The sequence below is a fragment of the Novosphingobium sp. SG707 genome, from assembly GCF_012275515.1.
In the GTDB taxonomy this organism is placed as follows: Bacteria; Pseudomonadota; Alphaproteobacteria; order Sphingomonadales; family Sphingomonadaceae; genus Novosphingobium.
In genome coordinates this window covers 742,202-766,216 of sequence record NZ_JAAZQL010000003.1, presented here as the reverse complement: position 1 = coordinate 766,216, position 24,015 = coordinate 742,202, and the positions used below count along the sequence as shown (strand labels likewise).

Annotated in this window: 22 protein-coding genes; 15 read left to right on the top strand and 7 right to left on the bottom strand. The window is 61.7% G+C overall.

Translation table 11 applies throughout. The features are described from left to right. The first annotated feature begins 40 nt into the window (after window positions 1–40). Complete coding sequence (locus FHW92_RS12290) at window positions 41–235, top strand: hypothetical protein (protein ID WP_168603507.1); 195 nt, start codon at window positions 41–43, stop codon at window positions 233–235. A 225-nt stretch (window positions 236–460) separates the two neighbouring features. Here the strand turns inward: FHW92_RS12290 and FHW92_RS12285 are convergent, their stop codons facing one another. Then, window positions 461–673 carry a hypothetical protein gene (locus FHW92_RS12285; protein WP_168603506.1) on the bottom strand — a complete coding sequence of 71 codons (213 nt, stop codon included), beginning with the start codon at window positions 671–673 and terminating at the stop codon, window positions 461–463. A gap of 98 nt (window positions 674–771) precedes the next feature. Beyond that, a complete protein-coding gene (locus FHW92_RS12280) occupies window positions 772–1,968 on the bottom strand; it encodes a DUF932 domain-containing protein (protein WP_168603505.1) in 1,197 nt (398 codons plus the stop codon). 1,851 nt (window positions 1,969–3,819) lie between these two features. On the opposite strand from FHW92_RS12280, the gene FHW92_RS12275 reads away from it, so the two are divergent. From FHW92_RS12275 to FHW92_RS12255, 5 genes are read left to right on the top strand one after another with little or no spacing between them, the layout of a single operon-like run. Then, the gene (locus FHW92_RS12275) at window positions 3,820–7,542 is read left to right on the top strand and encodes a DUF4132 domain-containing protein (protein WP_168603504.1); all 3,723 of its coding nucleotides are present in this window, start codon (window positions 3,820–3,822) and stop codon (window positions 7,540–7,542) included. Further along, window positions 7,539–8,639 (top strand): AAA family ATPase, encoded by a 1,101-nt coding sequence (locus FHW92_RS12270; protein WP_168603503.1) that lies wholly within the window; start codon window positions 7,539–7,541, stop codon window positions 8,637–8,639. The genes FHW92_RS12275 and FHW92_RS12270 overlap by 4 nt, the downstream gene beginning before the upstream one ends. Window positions 8,640–8,647: 8 nt before the next feature. Beyond that, window positions 8,648–10,999, top strand: a complete 2,352-nt coding sequence (locus tag FHW92_RS12265) for a DUF5682 family protein (RefSeq protein ID WP_168603502.1) — start codon at window positions 8,648–8,650, stop codon at window positions 10,997–10,999. After that, entirely contained in the window at window positions 10,996–12,129 is a 1,134-nt protein-coding gene (locus FHW92_RS12260; RefSeq protein WP_168603501.1) for a VWA domain-containing protein, read from the top strand. The genes FHW92_RS12265 and FHW92_RS12260 overlap by 4 nt, the downstream gene beginning before the upstream one ends. Further along, on the top strand, window positions 12,126–14,147 hold the full coding sequence (locus tag FHW92_RS12255; protein ID WP_168603500.1) for a hypothetical protein: 2,022 nt from the start codon (window positions 12,126–12,128) through the stop codon (window positions 14,145–14,147). Before FHW92_RS12260 ends, FHW92_RS12255 begins: the two co-directional genes overlap by 4 nt. Window positions 14,148–14,574: 427 nt before the next feature. Here the strand turns inward: FHW92_RS12255 and FHW92_RS12250 are convergent, their stop codons facing one another. Next, on the bottom strand, window positions 14,575–15,018 hold the full coding sequence (locus tag FHW92_RS12250; RefSeq protein WP_246870131.1) for a glucosaminidase domain-containing protein: 444 nt from the start codon (window positions 15,016–15,018) through the stop codon (window positions 14,575–14,577). Window positions 15,019–15,062: 44 nt separating this feature from the next. Continuing rightward, window positions 15,063–15,272 carry a hypothetical protein gene (locus FHW92_RS12245; protein ID WP_168603499.1) on the bottom strand — a complete coding sequence of 70 codons (210 nt, stop codon included), beginning with the start codon at window positions 15,270–15,272 and terminating at the stop codon, window positions 15,063–15,065. Window positions 15,273–15,612: 340 nt separating this feature from the next. Here FHW92_RS12245 and FHW92_RS12240 point away from each other — a divergent pair, with 340 nt between their 5' ends. From FHW92_RS12240 to FHW92_RS12230, 3 genes are all read left to right on the top strand, one after another. Further along, on the top strand, window positions 15,613–15,828 hold the full coding sequence (locus FHW92_RS12240; protein WP_168603498.1) for a hypothetical protein: 216 nt from the start codon (window positions 15,613–15,615) through the stop codon (window positions 15,826–15,828). 392 nt (window positions 15,829–16,220) lie between these two features. Then, complete coding sequence (locus FHW92_RS12235; protein ID WP_168603497.1) at window positions 16,221–16,388, top strand: hypothetical protein; 168 nt, start codon at window positions 16,221–16,223, stop codon at window positions 16,386–16,388. Window positions 16,389–16,850: 462 nt separating this feature from the next. Continuing rightward, a complete protein-coding gene (locus FHW92_RS12230; protein ID WP_168603496.1) occupies window positions 16,851–17,090 on the top strand; it encodes a hypothetical protein in 240 nt (79 codons plus the stop codon). Here FHW92_RS12230 and FHW92_RS12225 read toward each other — a convergent pair. The 3 genes from FHW92_RS12225 to FHW92_RS12215 form a co-directional block, all read right to left on the bottom strand. Beyond that, window positions 17,064–19,082 (bottom strand): ParB/RepB/Spo0J family partition protein, encoded by a 2,019-nt coding sequence (locus FHW92_RS12225; protein ID WP_168603495.1) that lies wholly within the window; start codon window positions 19,080–19,082, stop codon window positions 17,064–17,066. The two genes, FHW92_RS12230 and FHW92_RS12225, sit on opposite strands and share 27 nt — an antisense overlap. 3 nt (window positions 19,083–19,085) lie before the next feature. Further along, window positions 19,086–19,580, bottom strand: a complete 495-nt coding sequence (locus tag FHW92_RS25765; protein ID WP_246870081.1) for a toprim domain-containing protein — start codon at window positions 19,578–19,580, stop codon at window positions 19,086–19,088. A gap of 460 nt (window positions 19,581–20,040) precedes the next feature. Next, window positions 20,041–20,433 carry a sigma-70 region 4 domain-containing protein gene (locus FHW92_RS12215; RefSeq protein ID WP_168603493.1) on the bottom strand — a complete coding sequence of 131 codons (393 nt, stop codon included), beginning with the start codon at window positions 20,431–20,433 and terminating at the stop codon, window positions 20,041–20,043. Window positions 20,434–20,791: 358 nt separating this feature from the next. Here FHW92_RS12215 and FHW92_RS12210 point away from each other — a divergent pair, with 358 nt between their 5' ends. The 6 genes from FHW92_RS12210 (at window position 20,792) to FHW92_RS26230 (ending at window position 24,001) form a co-directional block, all read left to right on the top strand. Then, complete coding sequence (locus FHW92_RS12210) at window positions 20,792–21,373, top strand: helix-turn-helix transcriptional regulator (protein WP_168603492.1); 582 nt, start codon at window positions 20,792–20,794, stop codon at window positions 21,371–21,373. 58 nt (window positions 21,374–21,431) lie between these two features. Then, complete coding sequence (locus FHW92_RS12205; protein ID WP_168603491.1) at window positions 21,432–21,776, top strand: hypothetical protein; 345 nt, start codon at window positions 21,432–21,434, stop codon at window positions 21,774–21,776. 53 nt (window positions 21,777–21,829) lie between these two features. Continuing rightward, window positions 21,830–22,276 (top strand): hypothetical protein, encoded by a 447-nt coding sequence (locus tag FHW92_RS12200; RefSeq protein WP_168603490.1) that lies wholly within the window; start codon window positions 21,830–21,832, stop codon window positions 22,274–22,276. 64 nt (window positions 22,277–22,340) lie between these two features. After that, window positions 22,341–23,075 (top strand): AbrB/MazE/SpoVT family DNA-binding domain-containing protein, encoded by a 735-nt coding sequence (locus FHW92_RS25525; protein WP_210428463.1) that lies wholly within the window; start codon window positions 22,341–22,343, stop codon window positions 23,073–23,075. Between the two features lie 19 nt (window positions 23,076–23,094). Next, window positions 23,095–23,466 carry a type II toxin-antitoxin system VapC family toxin gene (locus FHW92_RS12190; protein ID WP_349237680.1) on the top strand — a complete coding sequence of 124 codons (372 nt, stop codon included), beginning with the start codon at window positions 23,095–23,097 and terminating at the stop codon, window positions 23,464–23,466. A 97-nt stretch (window positions 23,467–23,563) separates the two neighbouring features. After that, entirely contained in the window at window positions 23,564–24,001 is a 438-nt protein-coding gene (locus tag FHW92_RS26230) for a hypothetical protein (protein ID WP_349237679.1), read from the top strand. Window positions 24,002–24,015 lie beyond the last annotated feature (14 nt).

Genomic DNA, 24,015 nt, shown 5'->3' with positions numbered 1-24,015 from the left:
GTTGCCGAAAGTGGGAAGACGCAGCAAAATGCATGACAGCATGATGAGTGCGAAAGGCCACCACCCCGGAAGCATGGGCGCCGCGCCATCCAAAGCGCCTTTTCGCACGCTTCCCGGCGAGATTGGGACCGTTGTTGATGACAAAGCTCCAACCTCCGCTCTGAAAATAAGGCTTTTCATCGCCGAAAATAGCGGATTGATGGTTAATTATATGGAAAACTCCCTAACTATTTGAAGGGTAGATTTCAGGATGCGCTAACAAATTGACCGATCCGCAGACGGACTGTCCTCGATGCCAAGGACATATTTGCGGCCATTCACGGCGGTCTGCAGTTGCGTCTGCTCCATGTTTATCATGGTGAAACCGCCTCCCTGCCCATCGTTGAGCTCAATGGCGAGGGCAGCTTCATCACCGCCGTACGGCCTCATGCCGCCGCCTGCGTGATTTAAACGCCCGGTCTCAGCAGGCGCGGGCGCAGGCCTCGCGGCGCAGATCGGGCACGCGGGGGTCGTCATAAGCACTGGCCCCCGACATCTCGAGGGCGGCCTGTTCGGCGCTGTACCAGTTGGCCGCCTCGACCTTGTAGGTTTCGCTGGCGTAGCGTTCATCGCCGCTGAAAAAGGCGACCTCGACCTGAAACGCCTGCAGGGCAGGCACAATATTCTCGCGCATGGCTGATATCCTTCGCGGGCAAGAGAAAGGCGGCAGCGGCACTGAGCCGGAGCCGCCTAAAGAGCTGGATGAGGAGAGAGCGGGCTAGCCCGCGCCGCTCAGAGCGCCTTTTCGAGGAGCTTTCGGGCCTTGCCTTCGAGTTCGAGGCGGGCTTCCTGATGCGGCTTGCTGCGTGCGTGGGCCGTGATGCCCTGCACGAAATCATAGAGCGATGCGGGCGGATGACCTTCCTCGACCAGCACGGTCTCGATGATCTTTGCGGTATCGGTTTTGGAGAAGCCGCGCTTCCTCAGGAAATCCTCGCGATCCTCGTCCTTGCGGGCGACGATGCGTTCGCGCGCCGCCTTGATGCCGGTGATAAAATGCGAGGGCGAGCTTTCGGCAAAATGCTCAAGCGCGGGGGCGGCCTGATGGGCGAAGCGCGCAGCGGCGAATTTCGAGTGGCGGATATTGACCTCGTCGAAATTTTCCACGCCCCACAAGCATCTGTTGGCGCAGACCCCGCGCAGGTAAAAGGTGGCAATCCCGAGCGTTTTGGAACCCACTTCCGAGTTCCAGCAATAAAATCCCCTGAAATAGATATCCGGCTCGCCATTGGGCAGATGGCCCGCGACAATCGGGTTGCGATCATCGACCAGGAACAGGAACACGTCGCGATCGGACGCATAGAGCGTGGTCGTTTCCCTGGTGATATCGACATTGGGATTGTAGCGCATGTTGGACCAGTCAATGGTCCCCGGGACTTTCCAGCGCGTATCACCGGTGCCGTCTCCTGCAAAATTCATCACCGCCGCAACGAGTTCGTGGTCCCAGATCCGGCCATATTCGGCGCCCGTCGCGGCGCGCAGTTCGGTGCGACCATCCTCGGTCTGGAGGAGTTTGACCTGTTCGCCGCGATGGTGGATCAGGCCATGCTGGAGATTGATCCCGGCTAGGGCTGCGGGCAGGTTGCGCAGATAGGAAGCCGGCGCCCCGACCAGACTGGAGAGCTGGCCGAAGGACCAGTTGGTCGGAGCAATGGGGTGATCATCGCCCGGGGCAAGGAGCATCAGCCTTTCGGCATTGTCGCTGCGGGCCTCAACGCGAAGGCTGCGGCTTTCCACGATGCGGGTGGAAGCTTTGTCTGCTCGAGCGCGAACACTGGCATCGAGGTCGGTGAGCGAGAGGAATTTCTCATCGTCAGGACGCGAGAACCATTCGGAGGAAACCCGGCTCACGCGCTGACCGCGGCTGACATCAATGCGCCAGGGCACAGCCTGAGAGGAAGTTTCGATCACAGGGGCAAGAGAAGTCATCTGCCGTCTCCTTGGGATTACCGAGGCAAGGGCTCCATCCCCCTCACCTCATCCCAATTCCCCTTGCCTTTCCTCCGCTAATTTGACCGCCCACCTGTCAGGGCGGGCAGTGAGCTGCACTTGCCCTGTTTGAATATTGAGCATGCTGGGGTCGGTCGGCGCCTTAACCATCGTCAGTCAGGGCATACCAAGAATTGGCTCGCCGGTTGCATCCAAGCCTGCAGCTTGCCCGGCGCTTTCGTTCCCGCCGCACGAACTGCCTCGTCTGCACTCAAGCTATCCTCACCGCCGGCGACCGCCGGACAGAGCCTCCATGTCTGATGCGCCTGCCTTTTCGAGCGGCTTGCCGGGAGAGGAGACATCGAAGCGCTGCGCGCCCTTGGGCTTTTTCTCAGGCCATTCCCCGAGAGAATTAAGCCGCCTGACCGGCGTGCCCGAGCGGACTGATACGGTCGATACCCTTCCAACCGCAACAGCCCTTCGTCATGGTTAAAAATTAAATACCAAGTATCTTTGCCATGCATAAAAAGCCCCTCTTAATTTTATGTTTCTACTTTTATTCCATAAATTTAAGGGGAATGGTCGTGAACCTTTTAAAATCTGCCTGCGTCGTGCTCACGATGACGGGCACTTTGTGCCTAAATAATGTAGCCTTTGCCAAGGTGGAATCAGAAGAGCGGAGACCCACCCCGATCCATTTGAATTCACATCTCGGGTCAAACGGAAAATCTCCTGCATTTTCGAATTCCTGGCATCACCAAGAGCGGAATTACGGCGAGCTGGTACGGGAATGGGCACATGAGCATCGGGGCGGGCACTCGCATCCGAGCAGCCCTTCCTGACATTCTCCAACCAACTGCAGATTTTATAACCGCGGGGGCTGCTTTTTGCTCGCAAGAGCTGCAGCCCCTTCTCAGCTCATTCTGCTGCAGCTGGACGTTTCTCTGAAACCGTTATCGGATCAAAGGCTCTCCCCCCTACGGCAGAGCAAACGGCACCGCCTGCCGGAGCGACATAGCCCTCCTGGGCTTTCCATAAGGAAGCAGGCAAAGGCCGCGCCAGTTCGGCGGGCATCCGCCTCGACATCATCTCCCAGTCGGCCATCATCCGCTGGCGGGATGATGGCACGGAAGGGAAGCAGCCGAAGTTCAACCGCGTGCTGACGGCGATGCTGAAATATGCTGAAGCGCTGGGTATCTGCGCAAGAGGAGCAATCCCTGCCTGGGAACGCCACGCTTCAAGCGCAAGTCGATGGAGCCGTTTCTGAGCCCGCAGGAATATCGACGGCTTAGTCTGGCGCTCATCGAGGCAAAGGATACCACCCCGCGCAGGTCGCGATTGTTCGCTTGCTGCTCTAAACCGGCGCGCGGAGCCAGGAGATCGGCACGTCTCCACGCCATCGAGGTGCCCGATGTCCGCGCAATCCGCGTGGAATTGGACCTGTCGCGACAGGCCTCTGCCGGCGCTTACTGTATCCCGCTCGCGACCCTCAAGGGTAGGGAGCGAGGCGGCGGCAACCTGATGCTACCGCCAGTGCCTATCTCTCGGTGATTGCGGGGGTTGCCGGATGCGGCAAGGGCCGTGCTGCAAAGAGCCAGCTTGAGGGGGGATCGCGACTGCGATGCCATGACATCGTAACAGGATCGCGATGAAACCAGCGCACATATGCCCCGCCAAACCGCCCCGCAGAAGATCCGGATCAGGATCTTAGTACAGAAAATATGCAGAAGCGCCAGATGATGATCGCTTGACGCAGGCACGTGTATCGCGAAAAGTGATCGTGACCGCTCGGACGCTGCAAACCATCTGGATCGGTTGGATTTTGTTTGGCACCCGCTCTATTGCGGCATTATGCAAAAGGGTTTTTTTGGGGGGGAAGCCGTGGCATTGGGGATCTGGGACCGCTTCAAGACTTCGCTTGGTCTAGTCTATTCTGCATCGGGCGAAGGAACTGGCCGCGCACCGATCTCCAAGGTCGAGCAGCATTTCTCCGCCCTCTCCACGCAGGAGCGCGGCCTCCCTCAGCAAATCGCCGCCCATGTCTGCGCCGGGGGGCACGCCTCGCTGGTGCTCAAGCTAAACGGCAATGCGGTGCAGCAGGCATGGCGTACTCGCCACCGGGTCTATCCAGTGAGGGACGAAAACGCCCTGTTCACGGTGCTTGCGGATTGGCGGGTGGACCAGATGATGCGGCTGGGCGAGGTTCTCGCCGCACTTGATCCGATCACATATGATTGGAGCTATTTTGGAACGAAGAAATCACCGGACTGGCTGCGCCATGTTGTGACGCTGTGGCTGGGCCATGGGCGCAAGAACCAGCCGGTCGAAACGCTGGAGGAACTTGTCGCTCATGGAGAGCTCGGCTTCGGCGCGGTGCTCGATATCGTTTTCTGTCGCGATGCCGCGCAGTATGGCTCCAACAATTCGGTGGACCGCTTTATGGGCACCGAGGCTTTTCTGCGCGACCGGACCGAAGCCGTCAGCGCCGCCATGGCGGATCTGAGCGTCGATGTGCGAGCCGAAGTGATCGCCAGCATCGGCCGCTTTGCGCAGCAGGCGCCCTATCTCGCCGTGCTGTTGGAAGCGGCGATTGGTTCGTCCAAGAAGGTGCGCACCGCCGCGCGGCAGGCTCTTACAGGCACCGACGGCGCGGCGCTGGCCACTTGCATCAGCGAGCGTTTCGCCACGGGAGCACCGGGTGCGCGGGCCGAACTGGTTGAAGTCGCCGCGCTTACGCTGGGCGAGCTTGCCGCGCCGACACTGGAGCGCCTGCGGGAGGGCGAGACATCGGCCAAGGTGGTCGCGGCGTTCCAGCGTAGCGCCGGGGGTGCGTCCCCGCCCGGCGATGCTGGGCAGGTTTCGCCGCTCCGGCCGGATGGCGCGGAAGGCTATAACGCTGTCGACGGTACATGGGTCGCGCTACCGTCTGCCGCGCCTGCCCATGAGGCTACGCCCTTCGACCGCGGCGTGTTTGAAATTCTTGCGCCGGCGGCGGAAGAGTTCAACCGTATGCTGATTGTCGGCAAGAAAGAGGCCGAGGTGGTGCGGTGGCACTGGTCGAAAAGCTTTTCTGTCGTCAATCGCGGCGCGCTCGAACGTATCGCCGTGCTGGCAGAAAGCACCTACCTCATCAGCACAAACCAGAGCGCGGTGGGCTGGCTAAATTGCCAACAGTTCCGTCACCCTGCTGTCGACCAGTTCTTCGATGACCCTCGCGTATCAACCTACCATCTCGTGCGTTTTGCGCTTGGGGCGTCAAACCGTCACTTCTTCAACCTCTTTAACGGCTGGGCCGGCCCCGCGGGTGGCGCCATCCAGCGGAGGCTGGCGGCGGGCCTCGATATCCGCACGCTTTATGAGATGTGGATCGCGAACGGCGGCAACGAGTTCGTCCGCGATTTGCTGACCCAGCGTTGGTACGCCGCGCAACCCGACTGGGACCTCGAGCTTTGGCCACTGCTTGTTGATCGGCTGGCCATGCTCGACGAAGCGCTGGGGATGGCGCCGCAATCGGGCAGCAGCGCGATGCGGGTCACTGCGGGACTCGAAATGCTCGGGCATTTTCCCAAGCTACCCGTGCGCTACCGCTCGCGCCTGTTAATTCTCGCGAACGAGACTTCGAGCCATGTCCGCACACCCGCGCGCGCGCTGCTTGCCGGCACTCCGGGACTGGGCGATGCCATCGCGCGGCAGCTGGAGGATGGACGGCAGGACGTGCGGGCGCTGGCGGCGGATTGGCTCGCCCGGCGCGGCGAGCGCGGCGAAGTGCCGGCGATCCGCCGCGCGCTGGCCAAGGAGAAGAGCGATCTTGTCCGCGCGGCGATGATTTCCTCGCTCGAACGGCTGGGTGAGGACGTCACTGTGTTCTTCGCGCAGGATACGATGCTCAAGGAGGCGCGCGCCGGGCTCGCCAAGCTCAAGATCAAGGCGCTCGACTGGTTTCAGTTCGACCGGCTACCGCAGTTGACGTGGGAGAACGGCGATCCGGTCGATCCCATGCTGCCGCGCTGGTGGGTTATGCTGGCCGGCAAGCTCAAGCAGCCCGGCGGAAACGCGCTGATGTCGCTCTGGCTGGCTCGGCTCGTGCCTGGTGACGCGCACAAGCTTGGCTGGATGGTCCTGACCTCATGGATTGACGAGGATACGCGGACGCCGAGCGATGAGGAAGCCAACGCCTATGCCGCCGCGAACGTCGCAGCAGTGTTGCAGAGCAATATCGCCAATGCCAAGCGTTGGCCGCAAAGCGCCGACTACTTTCCTACCGACCGCGATGTGGTCTTCGCGCGACTAAAGGCTAGCAAGGCCGGGCAGTACCTGGGCAGCGCGATAGACAGCAAGGGGATCCTTGCGCTCTGCGTACGGGTGAACGGGGTCGATGCAGCGCAGCGTGCGCGCGCTTTCCTAAAAAATCATGGCGCGCGCGTCGCGCAGTCCAAGGCACTGCTCGAAGCACTGGCAGCAAATGGCAGCAGTGCTGCGTTGCAGGTCGTGCTCGCCGCCGCCAATCGCTCCAAGCAGAAGAGCGTGCAGGCCTATGCCGGGGCGCTGATCGATGCGATTGCCGATCAGAATGGCTGGTCGGCAGCGCAGCTGGCTGATCGCACGGTGCCCACCGCCGGCTTCGATGCCGATGGCGTGCTGGAGCTCGATTGCGGCGAAGGGCGGGCCTATGTCGCACGGCTCGACGAGCAGGATGCGCTGGTGCTGTTCAACGCCGATGGCCGCGAAGTGAAGGCGTTGCCCGGTCCCCGGATTGACGAGGAGCGCCCATTGGTCGAGGCGGCGAAGAAGCTGCTTTCGAACGCGCGCAAGGAAACCAAGCAGGTCTTCGCTGCGCAGACCGAGCGCCTGAAGGAGGCGATGTGTCTGCAGCGCAATTGGCCGCGCGAGGATTGGGAAAGCTTCGTGGCGGGCCATCCCCTCGTCGGGCGCATCGCTGCCCGGCTGGTGTGGCGGGGCTATGCCGACGACACGCAACCGTTGGCGCTGTTCCGCCCACTCGGTGATGGCAGCTACACCGATGCCGAGGACGGTGACGTTGATATAGCGGCCTTTGCCGAGATCCGCCTCGTCCATTCCTCGCTGCTCGACGCCGCCACCATCGAGGCTTGGCGCCGGCATCTGGGGGACTATGCGGTGCAGTCGCCGTTTGACCAGTTGGGCCGCGATCTGCCGCAGCTTGATCCCGCAGATTTTGGCAATCGATCGATCAATGACCGTGAGGGATGGATGATCGAGACGTTCAAGCTGCGCGGCGTCGCGACCAAGCTCGGCTGGCAACGCGGCCCGGCGCAGGACGGAGGCTGGTTCCTCACTTACGAGAAGACCTATCGGGAGGCGGGGCTGCAGGTAGAGATCGAGTTCACCGGCAGTCCGCTCCCCGAAGAGAACCGCCCCTCGGCACTGCAATCCCTGCATTTCCGTAAGCTGCGCGGATCTGGCTCCGGCGGCACGGCTATGGTGTTGCGTGATGTGCCGCCAGCGGTGCTCGCCGAATGCTGGCGCGACTATTATGACTTCGCGGCCAAGGGCACCGGCTTCGATATCGAGTGGAAAAAGAAGGCCTACGCATGAGCGAGCAGACCAAGGCGATCCGCAGACCGGCCGAGCACCGCTATGCAGCCGAGCTTGCCCGGCTGGAGGCGGACGATGCCGCCAGCCCGCGTCCGGCCGGTTGGCGGCTTTCGCCGCGCGCGGTGCGCAAGTTCCTGCTCGGCGATGCGAAGCTGAACATCACGCGCAAGTTCTATGGCGATGACCCGCTCGCCGATCGCGCCATCGTCAGCCTGATGAGCCAGCAGGGGCTCATGCTGGTGGGTGAACCGGGGACGGCCAAGTCGCTCCTCTCAGAACTGCTCGCCGCCGCGGTCTGCGGTACCTCGGCGCTGGTGGTGCAGGGGTCGGCGGGCACGACCGAGGACCATATCCGCTATGGCTGGAACTATGCCCTGCTGCTCGCCGAGGGACCGAGCGAACGCGCGCTGGTACCTTCCCCTGTGCTCAATGCGATGCGCAGCGGGCGGATCGTGCGCTTCGAGGAGATTACGCGTTGCCCGCCCGAAGTGCAGGACGCGCTGATCTCGATCCTTTCGGAAAAGGCACTGGCCCTGCCCGAACTTGGCCCTGATGCGGTGGCCATGGCCGCGCCCGGCTTCAACGTGATCGCCACTGCCAACTTGCGCGACCGCGGCGTCCACGAAATTTCCAGCGCGCTCAAGCGACGCTTCAATTTCGAGACGGTACACCCGATCAGCGATCCCGATTTCGAGCGCGAGCTGGTACTGAAGCAGCTTGCCGAACGGCTGGAGCCGGCCGGGGTCCTCGTGCGCGGGGAACGCGACGTGGCCGATCTCCTCGTGCGCACGTTCCAGGACCTGCGCACCGGGCGCACGGCGGAAGGGGTGAACCTGAACCGGCCCGATGCGGTGATGTCGACCGCAGAGGCAGTCAACGTGCTCCATGCCGCCGCGCTGGAGGCAGCCTATCTCGACGATGGGCGGCTGTCCGGTGTGCATGTCGCGCGTCAGATCCAAGGCGTGGTGCTCAAGGACTCGCCCGAAGACGGCAAACGCTTGCGCGCCTACATCGATCACATAGTCAAAGAGCGCGCCGGGCGGTCCGGCGTGTGGAAGGAATTCTATTCGGCGGCGCGGTCGCTCAAACTAGGGTGAGCCCTGCGGTGGACGCGCCCGTGCTTCACGATCCTGCACGCGATCTGTGGATCGTTCCGATCCGCCACCACAGCCCTGCCTGTGCGGCGCAACTGGAGTGTCTGCTGGCGGCCGTCGCGCCCACCGCGATCCTGATCGAGGGGCCGCTGGATTTCGAACCGCTGATCAAGCAGATCTGCGATCCCCGCACCCGCGCGCCAGTGGCGGTCGTTGCGCTGCGCGACATGGAGAAAGGGGGGGGCGCCCGGCGCGTCGTCAGCTACTTTCCGTTCTGCAACCACAGCCCCGAACTGATCGCGCTGCAGACGGCGGCGGCGCGCGGCATTCCGGCGCATTTCATCGATTTGCCTTCCACCGATCCGGCGATGATCTCGGGCAATGAAGACGCGGGCGATCGTTCACTGCTTGGAGACGAGAAACCGTTCAGTGTCGGCGACTACGTGACTGCGCTCGCCCGGGAACTCGGCTGCCGCGACGGCAATGAAGTGTGGGACCAGTTGTTCGAAGCCCGCATTGCCGAGGCAGATTGGGCCCGCTTCTTCGCGGATGTCGGCCAGTATTGTGCCTGCATTCGCGGTGCTGTTTCCGCCGCGACGATGGAGCACGACGGCACGTTGGCGCGCGAAGCGCAGATGCGCGCGCTTGTTGCGCGGCATCGGGCGGCGATCGAGGGACCGATTGTTGTCCTGGTAGGCGGTTTTCATGCCCCGGCGCTGATCGCTCCTGCCCATGGCGCGGTAGTCGAGCCAAAGGCAGGCGCAGGCCGGTGCTACCTTGTCCGCTATGGCATGCGCCAGCTCGATGCGCTGGCCGGCTACGGCGCCGGTCTTGCGCTGCCCGGGTTTTACGAGCGCCTGTGGCAGGCACGCGGGACTGGCGGTGGTTCGCTGGCACTAGAGCTGATTACTGGCTTTGCAGCGCATCTGCGCGGCACCAACATGGCGGCACCGAGTCTGCCAGTGATACTCAACGCAGTGGAACAGGCCGAGCGCCTCGCCTCTCTGCGTGGACGGCCGTTCCCCACGCGCGACGATGTGATCGACGCCGTGCGATCAAGCTTTATCAAGGACGAAATCCCGCTGGGCGAAGTGCCGCTGCTCGCTCAATTGCGAATCTGGCTCTGCGGCAGCACCATTGGCGATGTGCCGCCGTCCGCCGGCTCGCCGCCTCTTGTCGAAGCTGTGCGTGAGCGGGCGCGCAGCCTTGGTTTCACCATTGCCGATGGCGAGCGACGCACGCGCGAGCTCGACATCTACCGCAAACCTCGCCACCGCGAGGCAAGCCGCTTCTGCCATGCGCTGGCGCTGATCGGCTCCGGCTTTGCCCAGCGCACAGCAGGGCCTGATTTCCGCAACGATGCGGGGCTCGATCGGCTGCACGAAATCTGGTCGGTCTGCTGGTCGCCGCAGGTCGAGACGCGCCTGATCGAGTTGTCCGAAGTGGCGGACACACTGATGGAAGCTCTCGCGACAGTGCTGGTCGAGAAGCTTGCAGGGCTTGCCGAGCTTGGTCGTGGGTGCAGCGCACTCGCCGCGATCGATCTCTATGCCGCCGCGTGTCGGGCTGGGCTCGGTGAAACAGCGGATGCCGCGCTTGATGCAGTCGAACGCCATGTCCTCGATGATCCGGGGCTCGCCTCGCTGATCGCAGCGCTTACCGATCTCGTGCTGCTGCGCCGCAGTCGCGACATTCTGGACATCGCCGGTACGGCCACGCTCGACCGAATCATGGCTGCGACCTGGCGCCGCATCCTGACCCTCTTGCCTGAGCTTGCATGGATTGGAGAAGATCAGCTGCGCCCTGCCATCGCCGCGATGGCCGATTTGCGCGGCTTGATCGAACTCGCCCGGTCGTCCGCCGCGCCACTCGACCTTGGTCTGTTCGACGAAGCGCTGGCGAGGCTGGGCGAGGCGGAACTTGATCCCATGTTGGCAGGCGCGGTCACTGCCTTTGCCCTCACCGGCGGCCTGATCGCCCCAGCCGCGCTTGACCAACGGCTGCGCAGCGAACTGGCCAGCGGTTATGTCGATCCGGCTGACCGGCTTGCCTTCCTCGGCGGCGTCATCGCCATCGCGCGCGAACTGCTATGGACGACGCCAGTCATTATCACTGCGCTCAACGATGTGGTGGCTGGGGCGAGCGAGGCGGATTTCGTCGCGCTTTTGCCGCACTTGCGCCTTGCGCTCATGCCGCTTGATCCGCGCGAGACGGACCGGCTGGCGAACGAAATCGCCGATCTCATTGGTGCCGATCCTCATCGGCTTGCGGTGATGGTGGACATTCCTGAAGCCGATCTCGCCGCCAATCTTGCGCTGGAGCGTGAATTGCAGGCGATCCTTGCGATGGACGGTCTTGCATGACTGACCCGCAACTCCTGCGCCGCTGGCGCCTTGCCCTAGGCCGTTATGCCGAGCGCGCGCTGCCATCGGCCGACCTTTCCGGCGCGGATATGCGTACCGATCGTGCGCTTGACTATCTCTATGCGCGCGAGATGGAGAAGCGCGGGCTTCGGCGCGGTAAATCAGGCGGCAAAGGCGGTTCGCTCGATCCAACGAGCCTCACACCGCTCGGCTGGCTCGGCGAACTGCGCGATCTGTTCCCGCAATCGGTCTATGAGACGGTGCAGGCTCACGCGATTGACAATCTGGGCATGAGCGAGCTGCTCTCCGACCCTTCGGTGCTCGATGCGCTGGAGCCGAACCGCGATCTGCTCAAGGCGCTGATCGCGTTCAAAGGTGCCGCCAATCCGGCAGCGCGCGAGAAGATCCGAGAAGTGACGCGCAAAGTGGTTAAGGAAATCCTGCGACAGTTGCGTCCCAGGATTGAGGCCGCACTGGCGGGCAAGCCCAATCGCTTCCGCCGCAGCCAGCTGAAAGCGATGAAGAATTTCGCATGGCATGAGACGATCCGCGACAACCTTAAGAACTGGGACCGCGAACGCGGCCGTATCGTGGCAGACCGCCTGCGTTTTCATGGCCGTAGCCAGAGGCGCCTTCCGTGGACGATCATGCTATGCGTCGATCAATCAGGCTCGATGCTATCTTCCACGATCTATGCCGCGGTCATGGCCTCGATCCTCACTGCGCTGCCCTCGGTCGAAGTAAAGCTCGTCGTTTTCGATACGGCCATCGTCGATCTATCCAGCGAGGCGCACGATGCTGTCGAAGTGCTGATGTCAGTGCAATTGGGCGGTGGGACCAATATCGGCGCGGCAGTTGAATACTGCGAAAGCCTTGTCACGCAGCCAACGCGGACGATCTTTGTGCTGATCAGCGATTTCGAGGAAGGAGCACCGGTCGGCCGCCTGCTCATGGCCGTGCGACGTATGGCCTCGGCGCGGATCACGATGCTCGGTCTTGGTGCACTCAGCGACGATGCCGCACCTGTTTACGATCACCGCACGGCCGAACGGTTGGCGGGTTGCGGCATGGAAATCGCCGCGCTCACGCCGGATCGATTCGCCGAATGGATCGGAGCGCGGATCGCATGACGGACGCGGCTCTGCGCGAAAGCCTTGCGGCCTATGACGACACTGCGCTGGCAACGCTGACCAATCCGGGGCTGGTGCGCCGCGCCCACCGCGATGTGGACGAAGGCAAGGTGCGGCTGGTCGGCGGGTCACCGGGCAAGGCCGAAGTGGACGCCGATGGCCATCTGGTACTGCTCGACGCGCGCGGGCCAGCTGCGGCACAATGCGCTTGCAAGTCCGTCGCTGTCTGCCGCCATCGGATCGCGGCGGTGCTGTTCGTGCTGACGCAGGCAGCGGGTGACGCAGCGCCGGAGGAAGCGGGAGAACCGGGCGCCGCAAGTACAGACCCGCAGGAACTGCTGTCCGCGTTCGATCTCGCCGCGCTGGCGCGCTGGGCCGGGAAGGCAAGCTGGCGCGCTGCGCTCGAAACTACGGGGGATCCAACGACAGTCACCGTGCAGTCCAACGCGATCGCTGTCGAGCTTCAGGGCCTTGAGGCACCTGTTCTGATCCTGCGCGGTCAGGGCTTTGACGGAATCATCTCGAAAGCACCAAAAGCGCAGCGCAAGGCGCTCCATGCTGCTGCGGTGTTGGGTGCACGCCGCCACTTCGGTCTTGCCGTGCCAGACGCCCAGCCCGAGGCGGACGCGCCGACGGATACCGCGTGTGCCTATGTGCCCGATCCCGCCTTTCTCAACGGTATTGCCTGCCAGCTGGCCGAGGTCGCTGCGCTCGGCTTCAATCTTGCGCCAGTGCCGCTCGAAGAATCGCTGTTCGAGATGTCGGTCTCGACGCGCGCAGATGCCTTGCCGCGCCTTGCCGCCTTGCTGCGCGCGATTGCCGCACAGATCCGGCTGCGGCGCAAGCGGGCCTTGTCGTTCGATTCCGACGTCCTGCTTGAATTGACCGCGACGGCCTTTGCCCTGACGTACGCACTCGGTCGCGGCAATCAGGAACGACAGGCGGCGCTGGTCGGGCAATTACGACGCAGCTTCGAACCGGCCGCTCCGCTCAATCTGATCGGCTGCGGTGGCGAGCGCTGGCGTACGCCCACCGGCGCGCGCGGGGTGACGGCGTGGTTCGTCGAGGCGGAGACCGGCCGCTGGCTCAGCACGAGCCTCGCACGTGGCCCGGGTCAAGACCCGCAGTTCATGCCTGGCGAGGCGTGGCGACATCAGGCGATGTGGCAGGCGGAGCCACTGGCGACCCTCGCACATGCAAGACTGACGCTGGAAGGGGCAAACATCTCGGCAGACGGCCGCCTGTCCGCACCTGCCGCAGCGCGCGCCTCCATCATCGAGACGAAGGCTTTGCCGCCGACCGACCTCCTAGGTATCGTCCGCAATTGGGCCGAATTACGTGCGGTCCACAAGGCGCAGACCGGACTGGGTCTCGATGCTGCGCGCGGCCCGGTGGCATGCCTGATCGCACCTGTGCAAACCGCTGCGCCTTGGTTCGACGACTTCGCGCAGCAATTGGTCTGGCCGGTCTGCGATGAGACCGGCGCATGGCTGGCACTGACATTGGATCATGACGAAAGCGCCACAACCGCACTCGAGGCACTGGAGGCAAACCTTACGCATGGGTGGCGTGGGCTGGTGCTGGTCAGGATCAGCCGCGGGCGGCAGGGACTCGCTGTCACCCCGATCACGCTCATTGGCAATGAAGCGATGATCGATCTGACCATGTGGCAGGAACCGAGGACGTGGACGGGCAGGCTCCAGCAGCAAAGCTGGCTTACACGCCTCCGGCAGCACCGTCCGGGCAACCGCATCTTCACCCGCCTTCCTCGTGACGGCACGCAGGCTGCGCTTGATGCCGTTTGGCAGCATCTGATCGACCGTCTGGAAGCGGGGTCTGGTCTGGCGGCCATGCTGGATGGCGCGCGCGCCGCCCACGCGGACCGGCTGGATGCGTTTGGCCTGCCGGTTCTGGCGACTCTGCTGCGCAAGGCCGATGGCGCGGAGGGGACGTTGACAGCCGCCTATGCCCTCCTGATCACCCGCGAACAGCGTTCTTCCCTCCCACTTTTGGGATGACGATGTTCACCAACTGCTGCGCGGCGGCGATGATGGCCAGAATTTCGTCGCCGCTCATGATGCATCTCCCACGCCGAAGCCGCTGACGATGGAACTGGGCGGCGCAGTGTGGCAGGCTGCCATGGGAAGCTACAAGCGCTAGGGCAAAGGCAATACGGATGTTGCGCATCTTACTTGCTCCCGATGATGGCATTGGGCACCAACGGTGCCGCAGCCTTGAGGGCCTTGGCCCGCTGATAGGACGACCACACGCCGTACATGGCGGGCAGGGCGGCGGCCGGAAGGGCCAAGGCACCATCGACTCCGCCTTAATCCAGCCAGCCATTGGCAATGGCATAGATGCCGGCGGCAGTGACAGAATGGCGCGAAAGAGCCATCACGGCCGACAAGGCTGCGGAGGTAAGGCTCGGTTACAATCGGATTATGATCAGACATCGCCGGCACTCCGCAGGTTGTAAGCCTTGATGATGCTTTTGAGCGTGGCGCCGTATTTTGGATCGGCGGCGTAAACCTCGGTCAAAGCGTCCGCGAAGGCATTGGGATCGGGTAGCGCGGACCGCACTTTGGCGTAGAGCTTGCCGGTGGCCAGCAGTTTGCCGTGGGCTTCGAAATAGTCCTCAGGGCTGGAGTAATCCTTGAACCGGCGCAGGCACGATACGCGCTGCCCACTGACGACTTCGTGCGTCCAGCAGCGCGTGAGGGGCTCCAGCGGCGTTCCCGGCTTATGAGGGAATTTCGTCTCGGTCACCTTGGCTGTAATGCCGCCATAATTGTTCTTGCCGCTGACAAACTTGCCCAAACCGCTGTCAAGGGCCCATCGGGCGAGGCTGATGCCGGTCGGGATATTCCATTTGGCCTGCGATGCGCGCAGCTGCGGTAATGTCGGGGCGGAATAATGGGCATGATAACCTCTGATCAGGCGGCGGGCCTGCCGCTCAGGTATTTGTCGGCACCCCGGCCAAACAGCAGATCAAGCGTGTAGGGCCCGAGGTAGCTGGCGAGGATGGCGGCGGTGGCGGACGGCTGGATAGCCAGATGATCCCAGACGCAGACGCAAAGCGCCCCAGCCCATGCCCAGTGCGGGCGACCATGGCTTGCAGCGCCCGCGCTGGACCTCTCGGGCATGAAACATCAGGCGGCCCAGAAGGCCCCCCGCTCCAGTCCAGACATACTCGGGCGGGATAGGTGGACTATCGGCCATGGTTTCTCCGGACATAGAAAAACCGCGTCGTGGGCGATGGATGGATGACACTGGCGATCAGGCCTGATTTGTCGCAAAAGTGACGCGTGAATCAGATTGACCCAGAATTTCTGGAGAGAGTGGTTACCGCGATGCGCGAGGCGGCGCGGTGTAATGGAGCGGGTAGCCCGTACACCGAGATAGAGGCTGTGGCGCGGGCGGCGGTGGAGGTCATTGCATCCAAGCGATAGGCCCCTGTATGGCGCGCAACAGGAGGCTACCAATATGGCTATTTCACAAACTGAATTTGATGAATTGAAAAAGGACCACGACCGCCTTCGAGCGCTGCTTATGACCCTGATTCCGATCGTAGGATGCCTTCTTGAAAAGGCAGGGGCAGATCCGGAGAAGGTCGCTGTCTGGCAAGGTGCCTCACCTAAGGTAGGCTTTGAGTATAATAAATGGTCGAATTCTGGCTTGGAGATATTGAGAGACCTTTGAGCAATTCGATGCGTCCCCTCTCCATCGCGATCGGGAGGGGCTGTTTTAGGAGGTCATTCAGACGTATGGATCAGGATCAACGCGAGGATCGCCGCCTCCGGATCGAGGCTGGGTTTATATTGGCACTGATGGTGTTTGTGGCCGGAATTCGCATCATCGAGGCATTTCGTTGAGACTGTCCGGCCCGGCCCAATTGGCCATCGGAGCATGGCTGGCTGTCGCAGTGCTCACCTTAATGATGCTGACGGTTGCCCCACGGTAATGCCCTTGACATCAAATCTGTTTCTGTAACCTTTACCCCGCCAAGCCGATCCTAACTTGGTGGGGCGGTATCCATGTGCCAACCTTGCTACCGCCCCTTACATCAAGTCGATATCAGCAGGGCAAACGCCATGAGCGGATTACGAATTGCCGCGCAATACCTCATCGCGTTTTTGATCGTCACGGCAGTGCTGACGGCCATATGGACCATTTTTCTGGTCTTGGTGCATCTGCTGCCTGAAACCCCTATCTCAGGCCCCCTGCGCTTCCTGATCGGGCTCCACTTCCGCGCCGGGTAATCCCTCCGCCGCGAGTATTGAGGGAATGGCGAAGGTCAGCCATTCCCCCGGCGTCAGGAAAATGGTCGATACCGCCGCCGATACCCCCGCCGACACCCCGAGATCAAAGTTGAGTGTTAGATTAGGGTGAAGGACCTGCCGTATAGTCGGTGAGTTGGAACGCCCAGATCGTCCCAAGCCCCGATGGTTCTGGATATCTCCCTAGGTGGGGCGGCGGCTGGCCCTCGTTAATTGGGGTAATGACGTATTTATCGCACGGTGTTCTTTGATGGCTATTTTGCCCCGAAATCGGAACAACGATCAAACTTTTGTTTGGAGAGCCCCCTCCACTGAGCCCCCTCATCAGGTCGGACACACTCTGCAAGCTACTATTTTTCAGTCACTTTTCCGGATCACCCCGCTAGCTCATAGGCCCTCAAAAGTTCCTGTTGACGCAGTACACCCAACGCGCTGTGAGATATTGTGATCGAGGTCGTTGCTCAGCAATTTGCCAAGGCCATGTCAGTCGCCTTGGTCAAGGATCTCCTCGAAGGCTACAACACGCAATTAAGCATGCTGGCCACCAACGCCTGGATCATGGGCGCCTCCCACCTCCCGACCCGACGTGTCATTGCCGCGCGGACTGATCAGTCAGCGTCCGTCGGAGAACTGCGCCTGGTCACGACCACTCCGACCTTACCGTGCTTCTGCGTCGACCCTTAAGGTTTCAGTTATCGCGAAATTCCCAGAATTCCGCCCATTCACATCTGTTCCCACACCGATTGCGCCAGCCCCGGTTTCAGCGCCCGGTCCAAAGTGCATGACCTCGGGCAGCCATGCCAGCGCGCGGTCCTTGACCTCCGTTTCGACCGGCAAATCACCCGCGAACAAGCGCTCGGCCGCCGCGGCGAGATCATGTTTCTTCGCGCCAGCATAGCGCGTACCGAGATCGCTCCCGCCGATTTCCGCCAACAGATCAAGGATCGCAGGTTTGGCGATCCTGTCAAAATAGACCGCAGCCGTCGGCCGCCACCAGGCCGCAACATCGATGGCAAGTTTGCTGCCAAGGTGATCAAGAAAAGCTGCTTCGCCATGACCATACGGCACGGCTCGCAAAGTACGCGCCACTGCCCAGCCCAACCAAGCCGCACGGACCTCCTCGGGCAGGGCACAAAATGCTTCATAGGCCTCGATCGCCGAACCTCGACCCTGCCAGCTGCGATCCAGTCCGTCCTCAAGTTTCGCCCATTCCAGCGCAGCGGGCATGTCGCTGTTAAAGTCATGGATAAGCCGCGCCGGTGCCGGACCGCGTAATTCGCTGGGTACATGATGGCCATAAGTCACGGCCGAAGCTTCGGCGAGGATGAAGGTGGCCAGATTGAGCGCAAAGCCTGGATCTCTTGCAACATGAAGCGCAAGCAATTCAACCTTCATCATGGCCAGACGTTCGAGCAGGCGCTGGCTCAAAACCGGCTTGACTTCTTCCGCGCCAGAATCGAATTGCTCCGCCTCGGCGCCATCGCGGCCTTTGTCGTCGGCATCAGGTTCGGCTTCCGGCTCAGGTATCGCATAGAGTTGTTCATGGATGCGCGGGACGCCATCGTCACCGATGACGACATAGGCCAGCGCCTGCGCCTTGCGGCCATCTTCAAACACCGGCGAAGGGGCTGTCAGGCTCACCAGTTCAGCCTCCAGTGACTCGACATAGGCCTCTTCCTCCTCACTCGGCTCGAACTCACCGGAGTCGTGCGCCTCACTCCATTCGGCCAGCTCGATCTCGATTTCATCCTTACGCGCCAGCTGCTCGTCGCTGAGCTCAGGTAATTCACCATGAAGTTGCTGCAGACCCCAGGTCTGGTTGAAAGGGATATGCGTTGCAGCCACCGCCCGGATTTCTCCGAAGCCCTCGCGCTGCCTGATCGCCTCAGCAGCCTCGGTCAGCTTGCGCTCCGCCAGCTCATCGACGATCTTCGTGTCGAGCCAGCGCTCGCTACCGGCATCGGAGAAGAGGTCTTCCTCGATTCTGCCACCCGCAGCGAAATAATCCTCGCGTCCGACCAGCAGCGCTTTGGGATCGCTCGCGCGGTAACTGTAAGAGGCAAGCCGACGGCGTATCTCGCTGACGCTGTCGCGCGTATAACTGTGGCGCAGCAGTTCAAAGACGGCGGCCTGACGCACGGTATCGCTGGTCGAAGCATAGGCCCTGGCAACATCGAGCGTGATGACATTGGCCTCAAGCGCGTCGAAGACCGGTTCAGCAAGGCCTGCAAGACGCAGGCGACCCAGCACGAAACGTTCGGTTACGCCAAAGCGTTTGGCGACATCGGCGGGGGACTTACCCTCAACTTCAACGACATCACGGAAGGCGCGGCAAGCCTCAGCGGGGTTCATCTCAAGGTGGAGGAAATTCTCCTGAAGGCTGACCTCGACCTCATCTGCCCGGTTCTTGAGAACGAGCAGCGGTACGCCATAATCGGCGGGAAAGGTGCCCAACTCGATCAGACGATGGACCGCTGCGAGCCGACGGCCGCCTGCAGTGATGCGATAATGACCTTTTCTGCGGGCGATGGGGACGCCGATAAGGTTCTGCAGCACGCCGCGTTCGGCAATATTGGCAGCCAGCCGCGCATCGGCTTCAGGATCGCTGCTTTTGCGGACGTTGGCGGGCGACTTTTCAAGGTTCGCAGCCGGTACAAGAATGGGAAGCTGGGACATGGCTCAAGGACTCCGGGCGGAGCAGCCCGTCCATTCGGGCTGCCCGTCGCCGATCTTCGCCACCCCCTCCTCTCCCTTTCGAAGCGCATCATTCCAGTCTTTACAGCCCGCCGGCGGCCATAGGACCTCAATGCTCCTTCCCTGCGTCCGATAGGTCTCAAGCGCCTTTGCGGCCGCAGCCTGCCCGGCATGATCATTGTCCGGAAGCAGGACAAGGCGCGATATTCCCACGGGTAGGGCAATCCGATGAAGCCGCCCCGCCCCCAGTGTGGCCCAGACGCCAATGCCCAGCAGGGTCATCGCCGACATGGCTGTCTCGGTTCCTTCGGCCAGTCCCATTATGTCACCTGCCGGAGCAAGCTGTACCGCGCCCGCAAGCGGCCTGCCCAGCATGCGCCGGGGAATGCTCAGATCGCGCGCCCGAATGGGATGGCCGGGTGCAAGGAACGTACGCTGCACCGCAACCAGTTTGCTCCCGTGATGGACGGCCGCAATCATCGCTGGACGAAAGACGACATCCCGTCCGCACCCAAGCGGAGTCCTGGACAGATAGCGCAACGCCGGCGGCTTGATACCAAGCCCCCGCCGCTGCAGATAGGCCTCAGCGTCTGTTCCTGCCAAGGGCCGGGCACAGTCCCAAAGGCGACGTGCAAGATCAGATGACGACCCGGACCTGGCATGCCTGAATTCTGGTCCAAATCCGCCCCGGCCTCGCATCAGCGCACCGCTGTCCCTTAGCCGTATTGTGCGGATCACCTCCTGGTGATCGCAACCGGCAAAACATTTGAACAGCAGCGCGTATTTCCCCACCCGCACCGACAGACTCGGCTCACGGTCATCATGAGCAGGGCATCGACACATGCCTTGCTTCCCTCGCCAAATGCCTCCCAACCCTAGGACCAGCCTTTCACCGAGAACTTCCAGCTCAGTTCCTGTCTGGTGCGCGCATTTGGAACCGCTATTCTTCATCGATGGCCTCGCAAAGCAGCTTCAGGGCCCGGGCGAGTTCCAGCTGGACCCGATCGATCGTGATCCCCATGAGCGAGGCGATGGCCGGAAAATCCAGGTCATCCCTGCTATGCAGGAGGTAAATCACACGGGTCGGCTCAGGTAAGACATCAAGCGCATTGCAAAAGCGCAGCTGACGATCATCCTTCGCGGCAGATAGTGATTTCAGTTTTCTGGATATGTGTAAAAACCAATTCAACCCTTTGGGCAAAGGATCACCTCTTGCCGCACCAAACTGTCGAGTATCCATAGCCGAGACCCGGGAAACGCGGTCCGGGGTAATATGGCGGGCAAGCCTGGACCATAAGCCAAACAGGATTGCGGCAAATCCAGCAGGAGACATTGGCTCACTCCTTGCGCGAACGGGATATCGCCTCCCTTTCCCCACTCCGCTTCCATAAACTCGTCTCGGACAGCCCGGCCTTCCTGCCCGATATTATTTCAATCCAGAGAATATCAAATACACCATTAACCAAATCGCCTTCAAAGATGAATTCGAGCAACATCATCTTTGATGTCAGGACAACTCATTCTGCGAAAGCAGGAAATAACCATATTATCTTCGTATAAGGCCTTGCCGAATCGGCAAAAAGGCGATCCACTTACACATTACATCAATTCAATGCAGCGCGTTTTTAAACCATATTGGTACGCGGACCGTTGAACGTTCGGCGTTTCACAAAAGGAGGACATGTGTCGCCGTGACCGAGAAGCCCTCACCCCCCTTGTCGGACCGGCAACTGGAGGCCCTTGCCAGTCTGACTCCGCGCGAATGTGAATGCCTGCGCCTCTCTGTACAAGGCTATTATCAGACCAAGGAAATCGCGCGGCACCTCTCGATTTCCGAAGATCGGGTCAACAAGCTCGTCCAGAGCATCCGTAAAAAGCTCGGCACCTCCAGCCGCGGGGAAGCCATTCGCCAATTCATCCAGTGGGACGCGCTGCGATCAGACGAGCGACACCCCACCCATTTTTTGGGCTCCCCAATAATGGGTCTTCAGGAACTGCCGGTTCTGGAGTTTTCTGAGCCCGTCGATGACAGCGCGGAAGCGCCGGATACGACAGGCGATGCTCCTGTTTCCGCTCCCGAAATTATGACGGGGAACGGGATGGCCCCATCGCTCATCGATCTGGCGCCGCTTCGCAATCAGGGGAGGCAGGCCAATGACCTGAGTATCAACCACATGGTGATCGCCATTGCGGTCATTGCTGTTGGCGCCCTTGTCGCCATCGGTTCAGCCGTATCGCTGCTTACAGGCATGAACAGCCTGTTTTCACATTAGAGCGGCGAGTTCATCTATCCTGCAAGCCTGCTTCACGAGGAAACAGGAAAGGGAAACTATGCGTGCCCAACGCCAAGCCATTGCCCAACATGTAGCCAAACATCTTTTCGCCGCCGAGGAAGCCGTGGATCTCGCCGTTGCGCGGATCGCCGAACTCAATGCAGCCCTGCCGCTGGCCAGACTGGACGCCCGTCTTTCCGCCGCCGTCGGTCAGGACGCGCTGATCCAGTCCGCCAACGCCCTGATGCTGCTCACAGAAACGCGCGGCAGGATCGTGGCCACCCATGCCAGTCTCAAACAGGCCGGCGATGATATCGGACTTGCCGCGCTTAGCTATGGCGATCTCATCAAGCCGAGCCGGGCACTTCGCGAAGTGGACTTCCGCCTGCGCACGGCCACGTAGGGCCGGCGCTGGATTCCGATGGACAACTGCACCGAATTCTTCTGGCGGACCTCATGAGACAGCAGGAATTTCTGGCGCTGCTGATCTTCAGCACCCTCTTTGCCGTCAGACGCGGCGGCCGCCCTGAGAAAATCGGAGCCATTGCCCTGTTCGCAGGCGCGTTGATCAGTTTCCTGGTGGTTCGCCCCCAGGGACTCCGCTTCCGTCATATCGAGACCGGTATCTTCATGACAGACATTGCGCTGCTGGGAATTTTCTTATGGCTCACCTTTCGATCCACACGTTTCTGGCCGATCTGGATCTCCGGGCTGCTCGGAGCGGAGACCCTGGTCCATCTGGGTCTGATCGTTGCTCCGCAGATTCATTGGGAGGCCTATTTGGATGCAACGGCACTATGGAGCTGGCTGATACAGCTCATGCTGGTCATCGGCACATGGCGTCATCAGGTAAGGCTGATGCAAAACGGGCGCGACCCGCCGTGGAGAAGCGATATAAACTGATGTGTCAGGCCTTTTTTTACGGCCTGCCGACCATTACGCGGCACGAAATTTCACGGTGCCGGCTATGACCGATCCGGCTCCCAACATTCATATCGATGCGGACCGAGTGCACGGGATCAGGCGATTGAGAGCTTTGCATTGCAGAATGCTGCTTCAGCTGGAGGAGATGTTCTCAGGCAAGCTGGGACGTCGCTTTTCGGGGGGAACCTATCGGACATTTCTGCTCGAGCTTTATCTGGCCGAACACGAAGGAACCGCCACTTTTCAGTCCTGCCTTGCAACCGGCGAGCCGCCGGCCAATACGCATCGCCGCTCGGCGGAACTGGCAAAATGCGGCATCCTGCAGCGCGTGCCGGACAGCGGCGATCACCGGCGCATCAACCTCAGCCTTGCCCCCAAAGTACGGCAGACCCTTGATGAGGTAATGGACAGAATTGTCTCCGCGCCGGCCCAGCCATCAGCCGACGGCACAGGAGAGATAGGCCGGAAAGCGCAAAGCAGGTCATCATCCCGTGTTGGCATCCATGCCATCCGCCAGGAAAAGGCGGTCACGGTGCTGCGCGGCAGGGTCATTGCCGGCGGCCGCATCGCATTGCCGGCCCCTGTCCGTGATGTGCTGGGCCTGCGAAATGGCGATCATGTCAGGTTCGAACTGTCCGACGGCGAAGTTCGGATCTTGCCTGACCGTCACGCCCTGCGCCTGATACAGCAGCACCTGCGCGGCGTCGCGCCTTTAGACGGACCGGCTTCCTGCGAGCTGATTGCGCGACGCAGACTTGAGGCTTCCCATGGCGGATAGAGCCCCACCCCTTCACCATGTGCTCGATGCGTCGGCCTTGCTATGCCTGTTGTTCGACGAAGCCGGCGCCGAGAAGGTCGAGGCCCGTCTTGATCTTGCGCGGATCTGCGCGGTCAATTACCAGGAGGTGCTGGTTGCGCTTGTCGATCGGGGCATAAAGCCGGAAAACGCGCAGACCATGCTGGGCCAGCTGGATATAGAGATCGTGCCCATGGACCGAGCGCAAGCCAATATCGCCGGCGCGCTGCGACCGCTGACCCGCGCCTCCGGACTTTCGCTGGGCGACCTTTGCTGTCTTGCCCTGGCATGGACCAGCAGGGCCGTCGCCCTCACCACTGATCGGGCATGGGCCGATCTTGATATCGGCATAGCGATAGAAGTGGTGCAATAGAGATGCTTGACGGTGTCGCTCCATCCCGCAAGGGTGCCTGGTGCGCACCGATCTCGGCCATCTTCCGGCCCATAAGTAGCGCGAACTTGACCGCGCGGTGCAACTGCTGCTCGATGAATTCGGGGCTGCCCACAGCGAAGCAGCAAGCGGCAGGGCAGCATCGTCAAGGCGATCCTCTACGGCAGCCATGGTGCGCGGCTGCTGGGTCGATGAACCCCATACCGCCAAGGGCTATGTTCCCGATTTCGATCTGCTGGTGGTCGTCAGCAACAAGGATCTGGCCGACCGCGCCGCGCACCGGGTCAGGGCTGACGAAAGGCTGATCGAGGAGAAGCTAGCCGGACGCCTGCGCACCCCTGTCAATTTCATCGTCCATTCGCTGCAGGAAGTGAACGACGGCCTCGCCCATCGCCGGTTCGTCTTCATGGACATCGCCCGGGACGGGACTGCCCTTTACAGCTGCGATGATCGCGAACGGCATGGACTTCTGCCCAAGACCCCGCAGGCCAATCTCGAACTGGCGGGAGTATTTTGAGGAGTGGTCTCCCA